The sequence below is a fragment of the Polynucleobacter antarcticus genome (assembly GCF_013307245.1).
GTDB classification, from domain to species: Bacteria; Pseudomonadota; Gammaproteobacteria; order Burkholderiales; family Burkholderiaceae; genus Polynucleobacter; species Polynucleobacter antarcticus.
The window spans coordinates 1,745,468-1,766,230 of sequence record NZ_CP028941.1; the positions used below are offsets into that span (position 1 = coordinate 1,745,468).

Consider the following 20,763-nt stretch of genomic DNA (forward strand, 5'->3'; position numbering starts at 1 on the left):
TAAATCAAACTACATAGAAATTCTACTTTTAAATCAAGTTAACCTAGGGGACGATTACCCTTTGAAAGGTGATTATTAGTAGAGTGTTAATTATGCGCCTTCAAAATATTAAAAGAGTCCATATTAGAAGCACTTCAATTAGGGGCTGAATGCGTTTTGTAGCTCATCAAGTTACTAGTAGAGCAGGCGTATTGGCATTCCCCCAATACCCAATACCCATTACACTGGGCCAATATGTACAACATGAATACACACGAGCTCAGCCAAGCTACCCATGACACGATCGAGCATTACAACAAAAATGCCGAAGACTACCGTGAAGGCACGCGCACCCACGATGTTAGTCAAAACATTAATGCGCTCCTGTCATACATTGAAGGTAATACGCCATTTACCCTGCTAGATTTTGGCTGTGGCCCAGGGCGTGATCTCAAAACGCTAGCGGGACTTGGTCATATTGCAGTGGGCCTAGAAGGTGCTGCACAAGTCGCAGAAATGGCACGCATAGATACTGGGTGCGAAGTCTGGCACCAGAATTTTCTGAACCTAGAACTACCGAATGCATTTTTTGATGGTGTTTATGCAAACGCTTCTTTGTTTCATATTCCCAGTCAAAAGCTCACGCAGGTGCTGCAAGAAATCAATCAGACACTGAAACCACGTGGAGTGCTGTTTGCATCTAATCCCCATGGACATAATGAGGAAAGTATAGGCAGCGGACGATATGGGGCATATTACGATATTGAAACATGGCGCACCCTTGTCATCGCTGCGGGATTTGTAGAGCTAACCCACTACTACCGCCCTGCTCATCTGCCACGCAATCAGCAGCCCTGGCTAGCTAGTGTTTGGAGAAAAAATACTTAATCAGAGTTGCGCTTTGATATCAGCTCTAATACTTGCAGGTGTGCTGGCCGAAGCATATCGCTTCAGAGCTTGTCCATTTCGGCCTATGAGGAACTTTGTAAAATTCCATTTAATGGCTTCTGTGCCAAGTAGCCCAGGGGCAGCGGTCTTGAGATATTGAAAAAGGGGATGGGCATTAGAGCCATTGACATCCGTTTTTTGAAATATGGGAAAAGTCACACCATAATTCGTGGTGCAAAACTGTTCGATCTGCTCAGATGTGCCTGGCTCTTGCCCGCCAAATTGATTGCAGGGAAACGCCAAAATTTCTAACCCTTGGTCGTGGAACTCATCATAAAGAGCCTGGAGCTCCTTGTACTGAGGAGTAAAACCACATTGACTGGCTACATTGACTACTAGTAATACCTTGTTTGCGTAATCGATACTCTGTTCTTTTGTACCATTAAGGCGATGTAGTTCGATATTGGGAAGCATAGGGTATCCAGGAAATTCAGTTAAACATAAATAATTTAATCACTAGAATCAATATTAGTAATCCAAAGATGACTAGCAGAATATGTTGAAACACATCTTTACGAGATTTCTGTTTACTAGCTGCCCAAAAGAATTTGGCATAAATAATAAGGGCTAACAGTACTACGATAATAATCTCAAGAAATTTCATATAAAGACAATACTAAAGATAAAAGCATCGCTATCTTTCATACATCGTCACACCACCACCAATCTTTATCCTTTCGCTCATATGCAAGTTCAGGATCAGACAATAGTTTTTTAAATTCTTTTTGATTAGATAGATGCTGCTCTTCATGCTGTAGTTTATGAGAACGAAATAGGGTTCCAATGAGAACCTCTACATTAAACATTTAGCGATCTTTATCTTTTGGTTTACGACTGCCAAAAATAATAATGAGGAGTGTCACGATTGCTACTCCAGAGAATATTAATCCAAGTGTTGTACTGTTGATTTCCATCAGCCTACCCTTCGTATCTATTAAGATGAATTGTTAGGTTAACATCTTTTCCAGAGCTCGGAGCGCATAAAAAAGACCCTGATAAATTTAGGGTCTGGAGCCTACTTTTCGAGAATTTCTGAGGGCTCAGAAATCAGCTATTTTACGAATTTCAGCAAATAAGTTTTAGACAATCCTTACTAATTTCTTTATATATTTTCAAACTTATAGGCGTTGGTGAAAGATACTTCACTCTTCCATCGATTGGATCTTGCTTCGTGATCACTAGTTTCTTTTTAATTAGTAATTTAACGACGCCGTGCAGTGTTGCTTGAGAGGCAATATCTTCTAATTTCAAGATATCAGATACCTGTATTTTTGCCCCCAACAAATATGACTTAGTAATGAAACTGAGAACAATACATTCCCTATGTGTAACGTGGTATTTTTTGTGAACTTGAGCACGAAGTTCCATGAAGGTAAAAAATTCATACCCCAAAATTGGTTTGTCTATTACTTTTAACATTTGCCCGCCCCAAGCCCTTCAATATAACTACATCACATTTTAGTCTTTATGCAACGCCAAAATCTTTGATTTCTCAATAGTTTGAAAATTTAATTGATGCTTACTCTTAATTGTTCTGCTTTTTTATCAATTTCTATTGTTTTTGTTCCATATTTCTTATATTGTTATAAAAATAGAATAATTATAAATAATGAACTTTCTCAGAACTCTCTTTTCACCATCAAACTATTCTTTTAGTATTGTGGACACGGATTATGAAAATAACTATGTAGTTGTTGAAGATAAGAGTTTGGGATATCAACGAAAAATTGGTTGGGGCAATAAAAAACTAAAGAATCACAAAATCATAGGGGAATATGAAATTCTCTTTACTTATGATGATGGGACTACAAAGATAGTAAAAATTCTTCAATAATATAACTATGACCTTTACTTACTTATTGAGTCTGCTTAATCAATCTAAGATAAATGTAAGAGCAGATGAGCTTGGAGATGAGTTAGGGAAAATTTTCTATTTTTTTCTCTTTAATTTTCTTAATTTCAATGCTTACAAGATCACCACATCCCCTAATGTTTTTACTTATGTCTGAAATACCGCCTACCTTCTCAATCTCTTTAGCGGTCCCGTGAATTTTTATCTCTAAATCACATAATAAGTTTTTAATGGTGTTTAAAATATTTATCATCTTGATTCCTTCTAGGAAAAGATAGAACATTAGTTATATTTAATAACCACTCAGTATACGAACAATATTTCTGAATCTAAGATATTTCTTTTTTACGACTAAAGTACCAAATAAACTATTACTAAGCCAATCTGAAGGTGTTTTGAGATTTGCTCATCCTTATCTCCCCGCTTATTGAAGGGTTATAAAGGTTCGGGGATTCATTTTCCCGACAAAGATAAGTTCGCTTATGTAGACATATTACCTAGGAATCAGGGTTCAGAAATCGCTTATTTAAGCCATCTAGCTGCTGCATCCAGAAGGCCCTGGCGAACTAGTAACTGCCGTGAAGCATCTGTCTCGCCGCACGCCAATCGGCATTTCCAGTCGGTCGGCGCTTCAAAGTCACAATGGGATGCCCCTGCAATAAGATCGTCACGCCAGAGGGCTTTAATTGCTGAGCCCCATGGTGTAGCCACTGCCTGTGCATTGCAACGTGATGCGGGCGCTCTTAAAAGTAAGGTTTCGGTGTTAAGGAGTCGAGCTGCAACCACTCCTGCACGCTCAGTTTCATTGGGCAATACTCGGTCGAATGAATCTAGTCCAACAAATCCAACGACGCCCGGCGTATCTGCAGCAAGCAAGCTAGAGAGACCTCCCGCTGAAAATCCAACAAGCATGATGCGCTGAGTGCTACTGCCAAACGTTTCCGTATTACGCAGCCTGCTGACTAATTCAGCAATTGCACTTGCATTACAGCGAAAATCAAAAGTGCACGGCATGTCTGGTGTCAGTACCAGAATGCCACGAGCAACTAATGCCTGTGCGTGCTCTGCCATAGTAGTTCGGCTTCGTGTAAACCCATGGGTTAAGATCGCCGCCCCAGTCGGAAGGCCTATGGGTTTGTAGACATCCACCTCTACAGAATACCCATTGATTTTTACGAACTGTGTTTGGGGATTTATATTTGATATAGGTTCAGCGCTACAACATAGACTAGTTACCAATAAGAGGGCAAATGCCATGCATGAGTAGGGATTGTTGGATTTCATTTAGTTTTTTGTTCATCATAACTCCCCAATATGAGTCTATGCGGTGGCTATCCAAATCAACAGTCGGGCGCTCCCGCCAAGAGTCTCATAGCTATTGGGGTCTAGGGCTAAAATTGACTGCACACCAACTACACAGAAAGCATAAGAATTTTCAAAAATCCTCCGATGGACCGATTTTGCTTAGATCTCAAAAAGTTACGCCGCCGCGTTTGATCCTAGGGTTACACAGAGATTTACCCCCCCACATCTAAGTATCTAATTTGCCATAACTAAACTACGGACGCATTAATCATTTCTGCTGCTATAGAAAATTATGGGTTCATCTTCGGCGCAAGGATTAAAAAATATTTGTTGTTTAAGACGACATTGCCATTACATAAATTACTTAGATTAAAGCCAACTCGTCATATGTTTTTCTACTAAGTATTGATGCTTTCAAATCTACCCCCCCCCAAGGCTGGAAGATTTCATAAATACTGAGAAATATCCACCTCGTCTATTAACTCTGCCTGAAGATGCTTTTTAGCAAAAGTGAGATAGACCTTAGACTGAAGAAACAGCTTAAAAAGATCTAGGTCAATATGGCCATCTTTCGCCATAAATCCCATTATCTTGATGGACTCAGAAAGGGTTTTGCCTTTTTTATAGGGCCGATCCGTTGCGGTTAGCGCTTCAAATATATCGGCAATAGCCATGATGCGAGCTGGAATACTCATCTCGTCACGCTTTATACGCCTCGGATATCCTGTACCATCCATTTTTTCGTGATGCCCTCCAGCTAAGCTAACAATATTCTTCAGGTGTCCCGGGAAAGGTAATTTAGAAAGCATGATGATGGTTTGAACGATGTGATCATTGACCTTATAACGCTCTTCCTCTGTAAGAGTGCCCTTAGCTATTGATAGATTATGTAATTCACCTCGGTTATATAAATGCTCTGGTACGCTAAGCTTAAAGCCCCAAGGATTATCAGCAGCCATATGATCTTTAGCTTCGCGCTCAATAATATGCTCCAGCTTATCCGCGAGTAAGTTCTCTTGAGCCGGCAAAGGCATTGCAATGTCTCGCTCAATTCGACGAAGCTCCTCCTGAGATAGTCCAATGCGGTTATCAAGAGTGCGAAGCCAAGTCCGAGCAGCTATTTTTTGTAAACGCTCCACTTTTTCGGGCGACATAAACTCACCGCCAATATTACATTGGGCAATAAAATCAAAGTCCTCATCAATGAGCTTCAACTCATTTTTTAATTGCTCTTGAAGAGTAGCAGTATCACCGCCTGCCAGAATAGTTTTTAAAGTAGTAATTTCCGCATCCCGCTTCAAAACCTCAAATCGCATACGAATCTCATGAATACGGTCATAGATCGTCTCTAATTTAGTAGCTTTATCAACTACGTACTCTGGAGTTGTCACCTTTCCACAGTCGTGCAACCATGAGGCAATACGTAACTCTTCCCACTCTTCATTATTTAATTCAAATTCTGCAAACGGCGCATCATCTGAATCATGCGCTGCCCTAGTCAACATTTCTGTGATTTCTGGCACTCTTTGACAGTGGCCACCCGTATATGGTGACTTTGCATCAATCGCCCCAGCCACTAGGCCAATAAATGCTGTGAGTAAATTCTTTTGGGACTCTAGTAAACGTTGCTGATCAATAGAAACTGCAGCAGCACCAGAAAATGCCTTAACCATGGCCATGCGTTCGATACTAGGGGACAGCTCGCCAGGAGCTATGCAGGCACAAATAACACCAACTAAAGAGCCGCTTCGTCCTAGTAGAGGAATAACTAACATCTCAACAGATGCAATCCCGTAGCGCTCTTCAATATAACCAATACCTTGCGGGCATGGAGCATCGACTCGGAGCAAAGTAGCCTCTTTTGAATGCTTTACAGCCATGATTACTAAATTAGATACATCATCGAAAGATAAATCAGGTTGGATATCTGAGGTCAGCGTACCGTGATCCAACCAGTGCTGAGAAACATACCTTAACTGATTGGCATCTTCATCAAAAAGATAAATAACGCCGCCATCGCTACCTGCCGCCTCGCAAACCTCAAGCAAAACACGATCGATAAGCGCATTGAAGTTTCTTTCTGATGTAAGTGCAATAGAAACTTCTAAAAATTTTTGAATTGTTCCCTTCATTTGATCGATAGCTTGCCCCAATTCAAGAATTTCTGATACTCGCGAACTTTCAACAAACTCTGATTTGAAATCAAATCTTTGAACGGCCAATACCTGCTTCGATAAATTATTTAACTGACCTGCAATGATTCTTGCGCACCACCAAATTAAAGGTAGTGATAAGAGAATGATTAAGATGGATATTGCGACTAACTTACGCTCATTAGCATTCGCATTTGCCATAAGCTCATTAAAAGGAGATGCTATCGCAAGCAAATCTCCGCCGGAAGATTTTTGTAATTTAACTGTCTGAATGACCCAGTCTTCATTAGCAATATTAACAATTTGCATATCCTTAAATTGATCAGGATTTGCCGCTACCGCTGCCATACTTGGTGATAGCTGACCTAATGTTGAGCGTGTAAATTTATTCTCACCCTCTTTTAATATGAGTTTTTTAGGGTCAGAAAATGCAATAACTCCATCCTCCTCATTGAAAATTGTGAGTTGAGCAGAGGGGGTAATAACTTTCTGACTCAACATTTGGGAGAGTTCAGACATCTCAAGGTCTGCTCCAACAACTGCGTTACCTCCATTTGCTCTCATTGCAAATGTTCTACCCATTGTTTTTGTTGTAGAAAAAATATAGGGAGGCGTATGAATCAAAGTATCCGTTTCCATCGCACTCTGATACCAGGGCCGCTTACGGGGGTCGTAAATATAATCTGTGGGAGAGCGTTCACTCAGTATTTGTAGATTCGCATCTATGGCAATCCAGCGCTTAATCTTGCCGCCTTGCTCAATACTCTGAATGAGAAATGCCGTTGTTTCTGGAACCTGATAATGCGTTTGTTGTTGCTCACCACGAATGGGGCGGACTAAGAAAAAATCTCCAGAGCTATATCCAATATAGATAGAAGCCATTTCGGTAGAGCTACTTAGCGCTGATGTAAAAATGCCTAAGTAATCCATACGTTTTTTAAAGTTACTTGCCTGGGCGAGGTCATTTATAGGTGCTAGTAGTTGAACTGCAACCTCTAGTGGATCTTCCAATAACTTAAGCTCCAATCGCGAGGTGTTAGCAAATTCTCCGAATATGCTATTTGCCGAGTCAAGAACTATTTTATTTACTTGAGTTCGACTAAAAAGCAGCGTGCTTACTTGAATGCCGAGGACTAGTAGCATGAAGATCACGCCAATGTAAAGCGAAAAGCGATAGCTCTTTAAGAGTTTTTTTAACCAATGATCTTGAGAAGATGCATCCGTATTATTTATTTGCGGCATTATTAATCCTATTTTTATGGAGCCCTACCCCAGTCAACACTTAAAATTATGCGATATTTCAAAGGAGATCAAGGGTTCTTGTGCCTCAAAATTGATATGGCTTCTTACCGAATATCAAATCACTCACTCCTGACTTGCGGCCGTAACAAACAAATCTTAATATATTACGGTTCATGGAGCTCCTACATTACCTAAATGGCTATAAAGAATCGTATCAGTATTTTTTATTATTTAAAACAGCGTTTCTACATCAAGGTTACTCTGGAGATCGAGTTTAACGGTGGTCACAGAATCCAAATCCTGGACTAGGGATGAACCGGCATAAGTAAACTGGGTATCTGCTAGACAGTAAGCCAAACGGAGGTGGTGTAACTAGCAATAAAAAAGCCCTCATTTCGAAGTGTTTGGTTGTACGAATCGACACAAAATTAACTCTTTATACCGCATACATACTTTACAGTTTTAGGCATAGGAGGAAACTACTATGCCGTGGAATAAAAGTACGAAGGTGGATAAAAAGCTGAGGTTCTCATCTTTTTACTTAGATGGTTATATTTCGACAATGAAATTTCTGTAGCATCTAGCTGCTTTAGATGTATCAGTAAAAATGGTGGCTAGAAGGCGCAACATCTTGCACTAACTATATGTTGTATTTAAGTTATATAACTAAAGTTATAACATTGGATTATTGCCGAGTAGATTTCAACTGAATCAATTAATAGCGATTTTGTTACGTAGCCCGTAGTCCTAATGGTACGATATTTAAATTAACTTTCAGCATAAAAAATAAGGCGTAATGAATGTTACAGAATGCCCATCAGCCTTGGCAGATTCTCATTGTAGATGATGAAACTGGCCTTCATGATGTTACGCGCTTGGTACTGCGTAGAATGCAATATGCCGGACAACCTGTAGAGCTGATTAGCGCTTACTCCGCTAAAGAGGCCGAAGAAATCATTAAAGTAACTCCCAATATCGCCGTCGCCATTGTTGATGTTGTTATGGAAAATGACCGAGCAGGCTTAGATCTTGTAAAAATAATTCGCGATCAATACAGCATGAATAAGATCAGGATTATTTTGCGCACTGGCAATCCTGGCATGGCTCCTGAACGCGAAGTCATACAGCATTTTGAAATCGACGACTACCGTGATAAAACCGAACTTACAGCTGACCGTTTATTTACCGCCGTATACACAGCACTACGCTCATTTAACACTCTCAGAATAATCGATGAAACATCCCACGGCCTTGAGCAAATTATTCGATCAGCCGACTCCTTGCTTCAGAGCGAAAACAAAAACACAGCCCTGCTTACAGCTTTATTAAAAAATCTACAAGAAGTGCATGTGATTTCCGAGAGCCCTTTGCTTTTCGGTGATTACTTAGGGATTCATTACGCATCCACCGAGCCCATGATCGCCATAGCAAATGGCATCTATGCTGATTTAGCGGGCAATACACTTGACCATATTGGAGATGAAGACTTGCGGGAACTGCTTCATAGCCATCTCAGTTCTAGAGCGATTTATATTGGAGAAAAGGGGATTTTACTGGGCATCACCTTGCCCAATCAACAATACCTTGCATTATGGATTGCCAGCAAAGGGATGCTTCGGGCTCACGTTACCTATTTGATACAAATTCTCCTGGAACGCTTTAATTCCAATTTAATGCAAAATCATTTACACAATGAGATTCTGGAAGCTCAACGTACAGCGCTTAGTAAATTATGTGAAGCAGTTGAGATGCGTTCCAAAGAAACGGGTCAGCATATTTACCGTATGGCGGCGTACTCTAAGCTTTTAGCAAAGCTTTATGGTCTACCGGAGGATCAAGTCAATTTAATTGAGGCTGCTGCCCCACTGCACGATATTGGTAAAGTAGCAATTCCAGACTCTGTTCTGAATAAGGCGGGACCCCTAACTCCCGATGAAATGAATACCATGCGAACCCATGCGCAAAATGGATACGATTTGCTTGCACATTCATCTAGCAAAATGCTTCAGACCGGAGCAGAAGTGGCTCTTACCCATCATGAACGATGGGATGGTGAGGGTTACCCAAGGGGTCTAAAGGGCACTGAAATTCCACTATTTGGCAGAATTGTCAATGTGGCCGATGTATTTGATGCGCTGATGTCAAGGCGGATCTATAAAGAGCCTTTTCCCCTAGATAAAACCATTCAAATCATGACCGACTTATCGGATAAGGCCTTTGACCCTAAATTAATTGACCTTTTAGTTGTAAACAAGAACCAGTTCAGAGCAATATTTGAACAAAACCCTGATCAAAACGACTGAATCAATTCACTACTTAGGACGATATCAATGCATAAGTTCATTTACCCTCTGGCGCTCTTTTTTTACTCTTTATCTGCAGTAGGGCAGGTAGCGAACACCGAGATCGTGATTGGAGTTGTCCCCAATGTAAGTGCACGAATTATTAATACCAACTACCAGCCAATGGCGGAGTACTTTGAAAAAAACCTTAAGCAAAAAGTTGCTATAACAACCGGCAGAAACTTTCCCAATTTTTATCAACGTGCGCTTGCCAATGAATTTCAAATCATGGTGACTGCCCCAAACTTAGCCAGGGTTTCACAATCGGATGGTAATTGGGAAGCGATTGCCGTGCTTGAGCCGGGTATTCCGGGTCTTTTAGTAGGATTATCAGGTCAGCAAAATAATATCGAGCTCTTAAAAGGGAAAAAACTTGCCGTAGCAAACCCCCAATCTCTTGTGGCCTTAGCAGGTATTAACTGGCTTAGCTCCCAGGGGCTCAATAGCGGTAGGGATTATGAGATTTTACGTATTGCGAATGATGATAGCCTCGGAATTAGTCTAAAAACAGGTGACGCTGCATTTGCAATAATGAGTCAAGGCGAATTTAACGCAAAAGATGCTGAGCTTAAAAAAATCTTAAGTCCGATAAACACCTTTATTATGTTGCCAGGATTTTTTGTTATGGTGAATGCCAACTTAGCCCTTAATGAAAAGCAAAAAATAAAAGCCTTAATCATGGATTTTCCAAAGTCTGAGGAAGCTAAGAAATTTTTCTCATTAACTGGATTTAATGGTCTTAAGCCGCCCACCAGCGAGCAACTGAAATTTCTCGATCAATTCGTAGCAATAACGCGCCAAGGCTTAAGCCAGACCAAATAAATATGATCAGTTCATGGAGTTTTCAAAAAAAGCTTATATTTTTCTGGGTTACTGCCCAGATTTTTATTACTGGACTTACAGTTTTGTTAATAGTTGGTTCAGTATCCGAATCAATGGAAAAGGATATAGTTTATCAATCAGCGCAGATTCAACCGATACTGAATTCCGCAATAGTTACGCCGTTGATCCAGCGTGACTATGCAAGCGTAGTTTCTATTCTTAAAGAGCTGGTATCTTCAGGCAGTATTGAAGAAATTATTATCAAGGATGGTAACGGTAGTTTAATTGCTAAAGAATCAGTGCGCCTGGATGAAAAAAATAAGGTGACCATCCCCCCTCAAATAATTGAGTTTTCAATACGTGCAGATGGAATTAACCTCGGGAAGGCGACAGTTTCGATCTCTAGAGTCAAATTAATTGAGACTCGATCGAGCATTCTTTGGAATACTAGCTTAATTGGAATAGCGGCATTATTTATTTTTTATTTAATTGCGTTAATAATTAGTCGCTATATAACCAAACCGATTTCTGAACTTGTAGTAATCGCGGATAATATTTCTAAAGGATATTTTAAAACTCCTGAATTTACTAAACGGAGTGATGAAATCGGAAAACTCCAAAATGCTTTTCAATCAATGTCTGCTGAAATCGCTAAACGAATTAATGATCTATACCTTCTTAATGCGGATCTAGAAAAACGTATTGTGGACCGAACGGAGTCTCTTGAGTTAGCAAAGGATGAATTAACGCAAAAGATTGATAACCTGAAACTGTTTGGCGCTGTAATAGACAACTCTCACTTTGGCATCTCCATTGCAGATCTAAAAGCGCCCGGTACTCCTCTGATTTATGCTAATCCTGCCTTTACGAGAATAACTGGCTACACAGCAGAGCAAGCAATTGGTACACAGTGCCGAATTTTTCAGGATGGCATAGCTAATCCTGAAACGATGAACCAAATTAATTTGGCACTCAAGAATAAAACGGCATGCACAGTTGAATTTTTAGACCACCATCAAAATGGCGAAGCATTTTGGAATCGCCTCAGCATATTTCCGGTTGTCATTGAAGAAATTGAACCAAGATACTATGTGATTTTTCAAAATGACATCAGTGCACTCAAAAAAGCAAATAGTGAGCGTGAAGTCCTCCTTCAAGAAATACAAGAAAACCAACGTTTACAGTCGCTTGGTATTCTGGTTGCAGGTCTTGCCCATGAGATTAATAATCCAATTGGAATTGCAATCACAGCAACAACGCACGTAAGCCAAACTGCAGCGAATATTCGAAAAAATGCTGAGAATCTCAAAGGTACTGAGCTAAGCGACTTTCTTGAGGATGAAGAAATTGCATTTCAGCTTATTTTTGATAATCTCAGACGCGCAAGCGATCTTGTCAAGGGGTTTAAGGATATAGCTACCGATCGATCCTTGGATGAAAAAAAGGAGATCAATTTACAAGTCTATATCCAGTCGATTCAGCAATCACTCACTCCGGTATTAAAAATAGCACGCTGTAAATTAAGCCTAGACATTGATCCCACTATTTCGATACAAATTAATACTGGTTCGCTGGGGCAGCTAGTCACTAATCTGGTGCTCAATGCAACAATCCATGCATTTGATGGTCTACAAAACCGTCAAATCAAGATTTCAGGCAGACAAACTGAGAACGATATTATTCTTAAAATCTCTGATAATGGTAACGGTGTTGAATCTAATGTATTGCCGAATTTATTCACCCCATTTTTTACAACAGCTCGTAGTAAAGGCGGCACAGGATTAGGCCTTTATGTCAGCCGACAGATAGCGACTGAGGTTTTTAAAGGGTCCTTATTTGTGCAAAATATTCCTGATAGCGGCTGTGAATTTACTTTGCATATTCCGAGGCATTAATCACATTATCTATTTTTTTACCCCTCAAGAAAAAAGATCAGACATCAACTGGCGTTTTAGGCATTGCTCTTCCCCTTAACCAAGTTAATACATTTACTTCGCGATAAATCCAGCCTCTTGTATCAGCCGCTTTAGATGGCCATAGTCACACCCAAAACTTATCATGCCCTTTGCCATAGACGAAGATTTGATTCCCACCGTTACTTAAAGTAACGCTTGCGCCCTGCTAGAAAGTTTTAATTCTTAAAAATTGATTTGGCGCCCATCTAAAAAACAGTAGATCGCGCCAACCTCGAGCAATATATGTATTGGGGTCTAGTGCTGATATTTACTACACACCGACTACACAGAAAGCACAATGACTTAGCATTTATATCGCTAAGTCATTGATTTTATTGGTTGGCCCACCAGGACTTGAACCTGGGACCAAAGGATTATGAGAGCAGATACTCAAAGAAAACCGTTAGGATTTCAAGGTTTGTTGAATCACTGAATTTTTACAGCAGCCATCTAGCACCTTACTTACTCTAAGCACTGCTAGAAGTTGTAACAGTTAAGTTTACTGAAAAAATACTACCTCAACGAAGACATTGACTCTTTGCCATATTTAGGACTCCCTAAGGATGGGGTCTGCATACCCAAATCTAGCAGCTGATCGGTCTCTTGCTACGTTAATTGATGATTGGGATCAAGATGCTTAATGGCTCTGCGTTTGGGGATTGCATCAAATGTATTCATATGCTTCCTTTGTTATTTTTTCTTATGTCATGAGATTCTGGCTAGATTTTTCGATCTAACTAGACGCTTTCTATTAATAACGTCTAATAGGCTTACTGATGGCATGCTGACGATTCTCAATATGGCGAAAAGTAATTCGACCTTTATTTAAGTCATACATAGAGACCTCTAAAGAAACTTTATCGCCAGCTAATATACGAATGTGATTTTTCTTCATCTTGCCGGCGGTATAAGCAATCAACTGATGACCATTTTCAAGAGTAACCTTAAAGCGAGAATCGGGCAGAATCTCATCAACCATGCCGTCCATTTCTAATAATTCTTCTTTTGCCATTTAATTCTTTCTAGAGTGGAAATTAAAAAGCCCAGAAAAACTGGGCTTTGTACGAAGCAACTTATTAAAGTCTTAGATTCGCTTAATTTATTAAGCTGGTTGAATATTTGAAGCCTGCTTACCTTTTGGTCCCATCGTTTCATCGAAAGTAACTCGCTGACCTTCAGCCAATGATTTAAAGCCACTGCTATTAATTGCTGAAAAATGAGCGAATAGATCTTCACCACCAGCATCAGGGGTGATAAAACCAAAACCTTTAGCGTCGTTGAACCATTTCACAATTCCATTTGCCATATCTGACTATTCCTTAAAAAAATAAAAAAAGGAGGCTATGCCCCACATAAGGCGAAAGTCAAGAATGGCGGGGAGATGCTGAGAAGAACTATCGCAGAAATGCGGTATTAATCACTAGTACAACAACACTATTAGCTTGAAAATCGCTATTATCATTTTACTCTATCCCAATAAATACTGTGTTCATTAACGGTTAACCGCCCTCAGGACTAGTTGTGAGGGCAATATAAGGTCCCGCTCAAAAGACAAAACCCCCACCATTTCTGATGAGGGTTTGCTTTTATGGTGGGCCCACCAGGACTTGAACCTGGGACCAAAGGATTATGAGAGCAGATACTCAAAGAAAACCACTAGGATTTCAAGAGCTTACGTCGTCTGTTTATCGGTGCGTGGTGTTTTGCGTAGTGATTAGTTGGATGTAGCGTGGCTAGGTGATCATTTTCAAGATTTGCTAAACCACTGATTTTTTACAGCAACCATCTAGCACCTAATTTACCCTTAGCACCGTTACAAGTTGTAACGGTTGCGTCAAAAATTTTCGATCTCGAGCCCCGCCCTACCCATCAGTTCAAAAAATAACTCCAAAAATATGGATATATTTTTTATAAAATCTATAAAGCTTCTCGATAAAGATTTACAGCATCACTCAAATTAATTTCACGAGGACTATTCATAAGTAAACGAGTCTGCAACATAGCGTCACTCGCTAGCTGATCAATATCATTTTCAGCAATCCCAAACTCTGTCAAATGTTGTGGCAAGCCTAACTGACCAGCTAAATCACCCAGATAGTCAGTTAATTCTTCTGCTTGCTCAAGAGTTGAGCCTTGCAAGCCTGGCTTAATAATTTTACCAAGCTCTGAATACATTGAGTGCGCAACATTGATATTAAAGCGCATCACAGGCGCCAACATTAAAGAATTTGATAGGCCATGAGGTATATGAAATCTTGCGCCAAGTGGATAGGCTAATGCATGAACGCCTGCTACGGGAGCATTAGTAAAGGCAATGCCTGCAAGACATGCTCCTAGCAACATATTTTCGCGTGCAATGATGTCGCCCCCAGATTCAACTGCTTTATGTATATTGTTTGATAGTAGTCGTAATGCTTCTCTCGCCATGCAATCAGATATTGGATTTTTTAAGTGTTTTGTTGTAAAGGCCTCAATTGCATGAACCATAGCATCAATTCCTGTGGCAGCCGTTATGTGCGCAGGAAGCCGAAGTGTAAGTTCCGCATCTAAGAGTGCTAAATCTGGCAACAGAATAGGTGATAAAACACCTTTTTTTTCACTTTCACTGACAGTTACCACCGAGCTTTTGGTGACTTCAGAGCCCGTTCCAGCTGTAGTGGGGACAAGAATTAATGGTAAGCGTGGTCCTTTAGCCATACCAATACCGTAAATATCTACTAATTTCTCTTTTCCAGAGGCTAGTAATGCGACTAGCTTAGCAACATCCATAGAGCTGCCACCTCCAAAACCAACGATATAGTCTGCTTTACATTCCTGAGCAATAGTAATAGCCGCCTCAATGACTGCAACAGAGGGGTCAGCCTGTACATCAGAAAAAATATGAACAATAAGATTTAAAGCTGCAAATTGTGGCAATGATTTTTCAAGTAATCCCGCAGATAAAACGCCGACATCAGTAACAATAAGTACAGATTTACCACCACGCTCGAGTACTCTTTTTGCAAGCGAGGCCGAGCCTCCTCTTTCTACGATAATAGAGTGTGTAGAATAAAAATTAAATTGCATTAGCTTAGACCCAATGGAGTTTAGAAAGGTTTTAGCAACACTTTTGCTGAGGCAGTTTTTCCAGCATGTAAATCATCAAATGCTTCAGGGCCATCATCCAAGGATCTTTTTTCAACCCAAGATAAGTCTCCAAATGCATGTTGCTCTAGTAACTTTACTGTAGCCTGAAGATCTACAGTTGAATAAGTATAAGTTCCAAGTAGTGTAATTTCTGCAAGAGTTAGTTTTCTCATGTCAATTTCACTAGACCAGTCTTGCAAACCAACATGCATCATTACGCCACCCGGCCTCACTGCTACCATCGCAGAATTTCTAGTCACAGCGGAGCCAACACAATCCATCACAAACTCATAAGCGTTTTCTACTATTTTTTCATCAATTGGATTAATTATTGTGCATTTAACATGTTGCGAAATAGCTTGTCTACGTAGGGGGTTAACCTCAACCACCGTAACACCATAAACACCATAATGCCTCAGCAAAAGAGCCGATAACATGCCAATAGCGCCCCCTCCCAATATTAATACTCTGCATTCTTGAATTGGCCGATGTAATGCTCGCATTGAAAGATTAATAGCATGCACTGCCGTTGCTGCAGGCTCTGTTAGTGCGGCAGCATCCATGCTTAAGCTTTCAGGAATGGCAAGCAGTGAGCTTGTAGGAATGCTCATATACTGAGCAAATGCGCCAGGCCTAGTCATCCCAACCATGGTACGGTTTTCGCACAAATTGTTTCTGCCTTGCCTACAGTATTCACAAATCCCACAGGTGATCAATGGATTTCCTGTAACTCTTTGACCCTTTGAAAAAAGAGATGAGCTAAGATCTTCGATTGTCCCCGAAAATTCATGCCCCAATACAAGTCCTGGCTTTCTTCGAGGATCGTGTCCGTGAAATGCATGCATATCACTACCGCAAATTCCAACCGATTCGATTTTAATGATTGCCTCATTAGCCTCAAGAGAGGGATAAGGCTGATCCATGATTTTCATCTCATTGGGCCCGGTATAAACTAGCGCTTTCATCATTAATCTTCCTTATATCGCCGTATATCCACCATCGAGCATAATAGTTTGTCCTGTCACATATGCTGATGCATCACTAGCCAAAAAAATAGCAAGTCCACTGATATCACTCATTTGACCATTGCGACCAATTGCAGTTTTTTTAGCATGCATATTTACTAATTCTGAATTGCTAAAGACTGGCGTAGTTAGCGCTGTTGGAAAAAACCCTGGACCAATTGCATTGCAAGTAATACCAAATGGTGACCACTCTTGAGCGATAGCTCTTGTTAATTGAAGGATTCCACCTTTGGCAGCACCATAAGGAGCACAGTTTGGAAAAGCGCGGTAACTTTGTAAAGAGGCTATGTTAATTACTCTTCCCCAGCCATTTTTCTTCATCTGAGGTGCAAGAGCCTGAGTCATAAAAAAAGGTGCGGCCAGTTGGACATTCAACTGCTCTTGCCAACTTGTCGGCGAAACTTCCAAAAATGATTCGCGCAAGTTTATACCAGCAGCATTGATGAGAATATCAACCTTACCTAGCTTATCCAGTACTCGCATTGAAAGGTCTAAAGGTTGCTCTAGATCAGATAAATTAGCCACAAAGGATGAGACTTTTATTCCTTGGGCACCTAATTGATCGGATGCCTGGGTAAGCAATTCCTCCCTACGTGCTGCAATTGCAATTTCTGCACCGGCCAAACCTAAAGCCAATGCTATCGCTTCACCCAAGCCACTGCTACCACCCGTAACTAGGGCAACTTTTCCGTGCAAATTAAATAATTGGTTCATTGGCTCACTCATACCTCAACTGGAGTTCCTAGATCAAACTGCTCATTAGGGAAATACTTGGCCAAACGATCATCAGCCGTTCGAGCATGAGCCTCCATTCCCTCTAGGCGGCTAATTCTAGCTGTTACTAATGCCATCTCCTTACTACCCTCACGTGTCATCTTCTGCCATGTAAGTGTTTTCATAAACTTATGAACAGACAGTCCCCCAGAATATCTAGCAGCTCCTTTAGTTGGTAATACATGATTTGGCCCACTGGTCTTGTCTCCAAAAGCAACGGTAGTTTCCTCGCCTAAAAATAGAGATCCGTAGCAGGTTAAAGTACTAAGCCACCAGTCCAAATCCTTAGCATGTACCTCTAGATGCTCACTTGCATATTGATCTGAAATTTTTGCTACTTCCTCTCGAGTATTACATAGGATGACTTCACCATAATCACGCCAAGCACATGCTGCAGCATCTTTGGCTGTTGGTGGTAATGACTCAATCATTTGGGGGACTAGCCGCATCACCTCTTTTGCCAAAGCCTCAGAAGTTGTAAATAACCAAGCGGGAGATTCATGACCATGCTCTGCTTGACCAACTAGATCACTAGCAACCATCTTCGGATCCGCAGTCTCATCTGCAATTACACCAACCTCTGAAGGACCAGCAAAAACATCAATTCCCACCTTTCCAAATAGAGAGCGCTTTGCTTCCGCTACAAACTTGTTTCCCGGACCAACAACTACATCAGCCGGCTTTCCCGTAAACAAACCGTAGGCCATTGATGCAATTGCCTGCACTCCACCCAAGGTCATAATGACATCTGCCCCGGCAGCCTTAAATGCATAAAGCACATAAGGATGTATGCCGCCCCCTCGAAATGGACTAGAGCATGCAATTATTGTCTTTACCCCAGCAGCTTTTGCAGTTGCTACCGTCATATAGGCAGAAGCGATATGAGCATAACGGCCGGAAGGTGCATAGCAGCCGACAACATTAACAGGAAGAACTTTTTGACCAGCTGTCACACCAGTATGTAAGCTTGTAGAGAAATCATGAATACTATTTTTCTGAGCTATAGCAAAGTCATAAACCTGCTTCACCGCAAAATCAATATCTTTTTTTACAGAATTTGGTACATCCATCAAGATAGTGTCAATTACTTCCTTTGACATCACAATATCGCCGGACCACTTGTCAAGCTTCAAAGAGTAGTCGCGAACAGCGGACTCGCCATTCTTTTCAATATTTGAGAGCATTTCAGTTACAACTTGCTGCGCAGCTGCAGTTTCTGACTCTGGAGTCTTAGCAGCTTTTTTTAAATAATTTACAGACATTTATAACCTTCCATTTTGTAAGCGCTTACACATTATTTCTGAAAAATGAGGTTACCCTCATCCTTCAGAAAGATTTAATAAAAACTATTTACTATTGTTTGCAAATTCACGAAGCTTCTTATCCGCGTTAACCATCTTTAAAAATTCATCGGTGAGATATTCATTTGCTGCTGGTACGGTCTGAATAGCGCCAGTGGACTGCATAAATGCTGCAATAGAATTAAACCAGACATCAGCCTGAGATAAACCCTTAGTGCTATCCATTATTTTTAACTCAGTTGCAAGATCGTAGTTGGGGCGAGTATCAAACTCTTTTTTCATTGAAGCCTCAGAGATTGACACACCACCTAGTTCATAGAACTTCTTCATCATAACAATAGCTTGTGGCTTATTAGCATTCATCCACTTCCAGGCGCGCATGTAAACCGCTAGGAATTTTGCTACATTTTGTGGATTCTCTTTGGCATAGTCTCCACGAACAATTAATGCTCCAGGAACAAAGGCGCCTCCATCTTTTCCACTACATATAACCTTAGCGCCCGCCTTTTCCTCTAATGTGTAAATATTCGGAGCCCACAAACCACCGAAGTCTGCATTACCGGAAGACATCGCAGAGATAATTTCACCCTGACCCATGTTTTTAATTACTACATCTGTTTTTGCTAAGCCATACTTTTTAAGACATGACTGAACGGCATAATCGCCTGTAGAGTTTCCCGTAAGAACGATTGTTTGCCCCTTCAAAGATTGGGGATTTGTAGCAAACGCTTCAGCTGCCTTAGGGGTAGCTAATAGTGCATTTCCTGCAGACTCGTCATTACTGATTCCAATAGTTTTAATTCCAAAGCGCACATAGCCCAGAACCGCTGGCACGGATCCTGTACCACCAACATCCCAAGATTTAGAGGCAGAAGCCGCAATCTGGGGAACACCTGCTGGGAAAGTGCTAAATTCAGGCTTTAGACCTAACTCACCCCACCAATTTTTTTCAGTTGCCACAAAAAAAGGAAGGGCCCAATACAGAGCGGGTTGATAACTAATCTTAATTTCTGTGAGGGCCGGCTTAGCCTGGGCTTGTACTAAGCCTATGCTAGCTGCTAAAAGTACCGTTGCCCCTAAAACTCTAGTTAATGTTTTTTTTAATTGCATTTGTATCTCCATTTAATATTTCAAAAATAAATCAATGATCAACACCCAAGCTTTGCTCCCTTAATAACTTCCATATCTGACTACGTAACTTTACAAAAGAATTTAAATCCATGACATCCTCAATTCGAGAATGTGTATCCCAACCTTCTTTTTCACGAATAGGCTTAATCTCAATTACATCGCGAATCAGACCTGGTCTTCTTGACATAACTACTACTCGATCTGCGAGATAAACCGCCTCCTCAACTGAATGAGTAATAAATAAAACTGTTTTAGGATTCTTGCGAGCAAGTCTTACAAGTTCTTCCTGCATAACAACTCTTGTTTGCGCATCTAATGCGCCAAATGGCTCATCCATCAAAAGCACTTCTGGCTCTAAGACATAGGCACGAGCAATTGCCACACGTTGCTGCATACCACCAGATAGTTGATGGGGATAAGCTTGCTCATACCCATCTAATCCCATAAGAGAAACTAAACGTGCAGTCTTTTCTTGTTTTTCTGCGATGCTCATACTCATGGATTTAAGGCCAAACTGAATATTTTGCTGAACTGTTTTCCATGGAAACAAAGCAAATTGCTGAAATACTACTGCGCGATCTGGCCCCGGGCCCTTCACCTCTTTATCGCCAACTAATATCCTTCCTTTAGTTGGTATTTCAAGACCTGCAACCATACGCAAGCAAGTCGTTTTGCCGCACCCTGACGGACCAACAATAGCAACAAATTCTTTATCTTTAACTGTAAAGTTAATATCGCCGACAGCTAGAAATTCTTTGCCGCCCTGCTTAAAACTACGCTGCACTGAATCGAAAACAATATCTGCCAT

The 20,763-nt window shown here is 40.8% G+C and carries 16 protein-coding genes; 4 read left to right on the plus strand and 12 right to left on the minus strand.

Annotated features, from left to right (window positions below):
- Positions 1-243 precede the first annotated feature (243 nt).
- Positions 244-867, plus strand: a complete 624-nt coding sequence (locus tag DCO16_RS09125) for a class I SAM-dependent methyltransferase (RefSeq protein WP_173943356.1) — start codon at positions 244-246, stop codon at positions 865-867.
- On the opposite strand, the gene DCO16_RS09130 is transcribed toward DCO16_RS09125, so the two are convergent.
- The 4 genes from DCO16_RS09130 to DCO16_RS11340 all read right to left on the minus strand — a co-directional run bounded on the left by DCO16_RS09130 (position 868) and on the right by DCO16_RS11340 (position 7,479).
- Entirely contained in the window at positions 868-1,341 is a 474-nt protein-coding gene (locus DCO16_RS09130; RefSeq protein ID WP_173943357.1) for a glutathione peroxidase, read from the minus strand.
- Between the two features lie 1,502 nt (positions 1,342-2,843).
- Positions 2,844-3,032, minus strand: a complete 189-nt coding sequence (locus DCO16_RS09135) for a hypothetical protein (protein WP_173943358.1) — start codon at positions 3,030-3,032, stop codon at positions 2,844-2,846.
- 269 nt (positions 3,033-3,301) lie between these two features.
- Entirely contained in the window at positions 3,302-4,063 is a 762-nt protein-coding gene (locus DCO16_RS09140; protein ID WP_367652068.1) for an alpha/beta hydrolase, read from the minus strand.
- Between the two features lie 467 nt (positions 4,064-4,530).
- The gene (locus DCO16_RS11340; RefSeq protein ID WP_302480365.1) at positions 4,531-7,479 is read right to left on the minus strand and encodes an HD domain-containing phosphohydrolase; all 2,949 of its coding nucleotides are present in this window, start codon (positions 7,477-7,479) and stop codon (positions 4,531-4,533) included.
- An 800-nt stretch (positions 7,480-8,279) separates the two neighbouring features.
- Here DCO16_RS11340 and DCO16_RS09150 point away from each other — a divergent pair.
- The 3 genes from DCO16_RS09150 to DCO16_RS09160 are packed head-to-tail and all read left to right on the plus strand — an operon-like array spanning position 8,280 to position 12,538.
- Complete coding sequence (locus DCO16_RS09150; protein WP_173943360.1) at positions 8,280-9,782, plus strand: HD domain-containing phosphohydrolase; 1,503 nt, start codon at positions 8,280-8,282, stop codon at positions 9,780-9,782.
- A 27-nt stretch (positions 9,783-9,809) separates the two neighbouring features.
- Complete coding sequence (locus DCO16_RS09155; protein ID WP_173943361.1) at positions 9,810-10,643, plus strand: phosphate/phosphite/phosphonate ABC transporter substrate-binding protein; 834 nt, start codon at positions 9,810-9,812, stop codon at positions 10,641-10,643.
- Between the two features lie 2 nt (positions 10,644-10,645).
- Positions 10,646-12,538: an ATP-binding protein gene (locus tag DCO16_RS09160; protein WP_173943362.1), complete on the plus strand. Its 1,893-nt coding sequence runs from the start codon at positions 10,646-10,648 to the stop codon at positions 12,536-12,538.
- Between the two features lie 811 nt (positions 12,539-13,349).
- Here the strand turns inward: DCO16_RS09160 and infA are convergent.
- The 8 genes from infA to DCO16_RS09200 form a co-directional block, all read right to left on the minus strand.
- Positions 13,350-13,610 (minus strand): translation initiation factor IF-1, encoded by a 261-nt coding sequence (gene infA / locus DCO16_RS09165; protein ID WP_173943363.1) that lies wholly within the window; start codon positions 13,608-13,610, stop codon positions 13,350-13,352.
- A 90-nt stretch (positions 13,611-13,700) separates the two neighbouring features.
- On the minus strand, positions 13,701-13,904 hold the full coding sequence (locus DCO16_RS09170; protein WP_100379600.1) for a cold-shock protein: 204 nt from the start codon (positions 13,902-13,904) through the stop codon (positions 13,701-13,703).
- Positions 13,905-14,515: 611 nt separating this feature from the next.
- On the minus strand, positions 14,516-15,664 hold the full coding sequence (locus DCO16_RS09175) for an iron-containing alcohol dehydrogenase (protein WP_173943364.1): 1,149 nt from the start codon (positions 15,662-15,664) through the stop codon (positions 14,516-14,518).
- A gap of 20 nt (positions 15,665-15,684) precedes the next feature.
- Complete coding sequence (locus tag DCO16_RS09180; protein WP_367652069.1) at positions 15,685-16,656, minus strand: alcohol dehydrogenase catalytic domain-containing protein; 972 nt, start codon at positions 16,654-16,656, stop codon at positions 15,685-15,687.
- A gap of 45 nt (positions 16,657-16,701) precedes the next feature.
- Positions 16,702-17,463 carry an SDR family NAD(P)-dependent oxidoreductase gene (locus DCO16_RS09185; RefSeq protein ID WP_173943365.1) on the minus strand — a complete coding sequence of 254 codons (762 nt, stop codon included), beginning with the start codon at positions 17,461-17,463 and terminating at the stop codon, positions 16,702-16,704.
- 8 nt (positions 17,464-17,471) lie between these two features.
- Positions 17,472-18,785, minus strand: coding sequence for a sulfopropanediol 3-dehydrogenase (hpsN, locus tag DCO16_RS09190; RefSeq protein WP_173943366.1), 1,314 nt, complete (start codon positions 18,783-18,785; stop codon positions 17,472-17,474).
- Positions 18,786-18,869: 84 nt separating this feature from the next.
- Entirely contained in the window at positions 18,870-19,934 is a 1,065-nt protein-coding gene (locus tag DCO16_RS09195; RefSeq protein ID WP_173943367.1) for an ABC transporter substrate-binding protein, read from the minus strand.
- A gap of 31 nt (positions 19,935-19,965) precedes the next feature.
- Positions 19,966-20,763 (minus strand): ABC transporter ATP-binding protein, encoded by a 798-nt coding sequence (locus DCO16_RS09200; RefSeq protein ID WP_173943368.1) that lies wholly within the window; start codon positions 20,761-20,763, stop codon positions 19,966-19,968.

Bases quoted from the DNA above. Each gene is read 5' to 3' on its own strand.
- DCO16_RS09125 (WP_173943356.1), top strand. From the start codon at position 244: ATGAATACACACGAGCTCAGCCAAGCTACCCATGACACGATCGAGCAT.
- DCO16_RS09130 (WP_173943357.1), bottom strand. From the start codon at position 1,341: ATGCTTCCCAATATCGAACTACATCGCCTTAATGGTACAAAAGAACAG.
- DCO16_RS09135 (WP_173943358.1), bottom strand. From the start codon at position 3,032: ATGATAAATATTTTAAACACCATTAAAAACTTATTATGTGATTTAGAG.
- DCO16_RS09140 (WP_367652068.1), bottom strand. From the start codon at position 4,063: ATGAAATCCAACAATCCCTACTCATGCATGGCATTTGCCCTCTTATTG.
- DCO16_RS11340 (WP_302480365.1), bottom strand. From the start codon at position 7,479: ATGCCGCAAATAAATAATACGGATGCATCTTCTCAAGATCATTGGTTA.
- DCO16_RS09150 (WP_173943360.1), top strand. From the start codon at position 8,280: ATGTTACAGAATGCCCATCAGCCTTGGCAGATTCTCATTGTAGATGAT.
- DCO16_RS09155 (WP_173943361.1), top strand. From the start codon at position 9,810: ATGCATAAGTTCATTTACCCTCTGGCGCTCTTTTTTTACTCTTTATCT.
- DCO16_RS09160 (WP_173943362.1), top strand. From the start codon at position 10,646: ATGATCAGTTCATGGAGTTTTCAAAAAAAGCTTATATTTTTCTGGGTT.
- infA (WP_173943363.1), bottom strand. From the start codon at position 13,610: ATGGCAAAAGAAGAATTATTAGAAATGGACGGCATGGTTGATGAGATT.
- DCO16_RS09170 (WP_100379600.1), bottom strand. From the start codon at position 13,904: ATGGCAAATGGAATTGTGAAATGGTTCAACGACGCTAAAGGTTTTGGT.
- DCO16_RS09175 (WP_173943364.1), bottom strand. From the start codon at position 15,664: ATGCAATTTAATTTTTATTCTACACACTCTATTATCGTAGAAAGAGGA.
- DCO16_RS09180 (WP_367652069.1), bottom strand. From the start codon at position 16,656: ATGAAAATCATGGATCAGCCTTATCCCTCTCTTGAGGCTAATGAGGCA.
- DCO16_RS09185 (WP_173943365.1), bottom strand. From the start codon at position 17,463: ATGAACCAATTATTTAATTTGCACGGAAAAGTTGCCCTAGTTACGGGT.
- hpsN (WP_173943366.1), bottom strand. From the start codon at position 18,785: ATGTCTGTAAATTATTTAAAAAAAGCTGCTAAGACTCCAGAGTCAGAA.
- DCO16_RS09195 (WP_173943367.1), bottom strand. From the start codon at position 19,934: ATGCAATTAAAAAAAACATTAACTAGAGTTTTAGGGGCAACGGTACTT.
- DCO16_RS09200 (WP_173943368.1), bottom strand. From the start codon at position 20,763: ATGGCAGATATTGTTTTCGATTCAGTGCAGCGTAGTTTTAAGCAGGGC.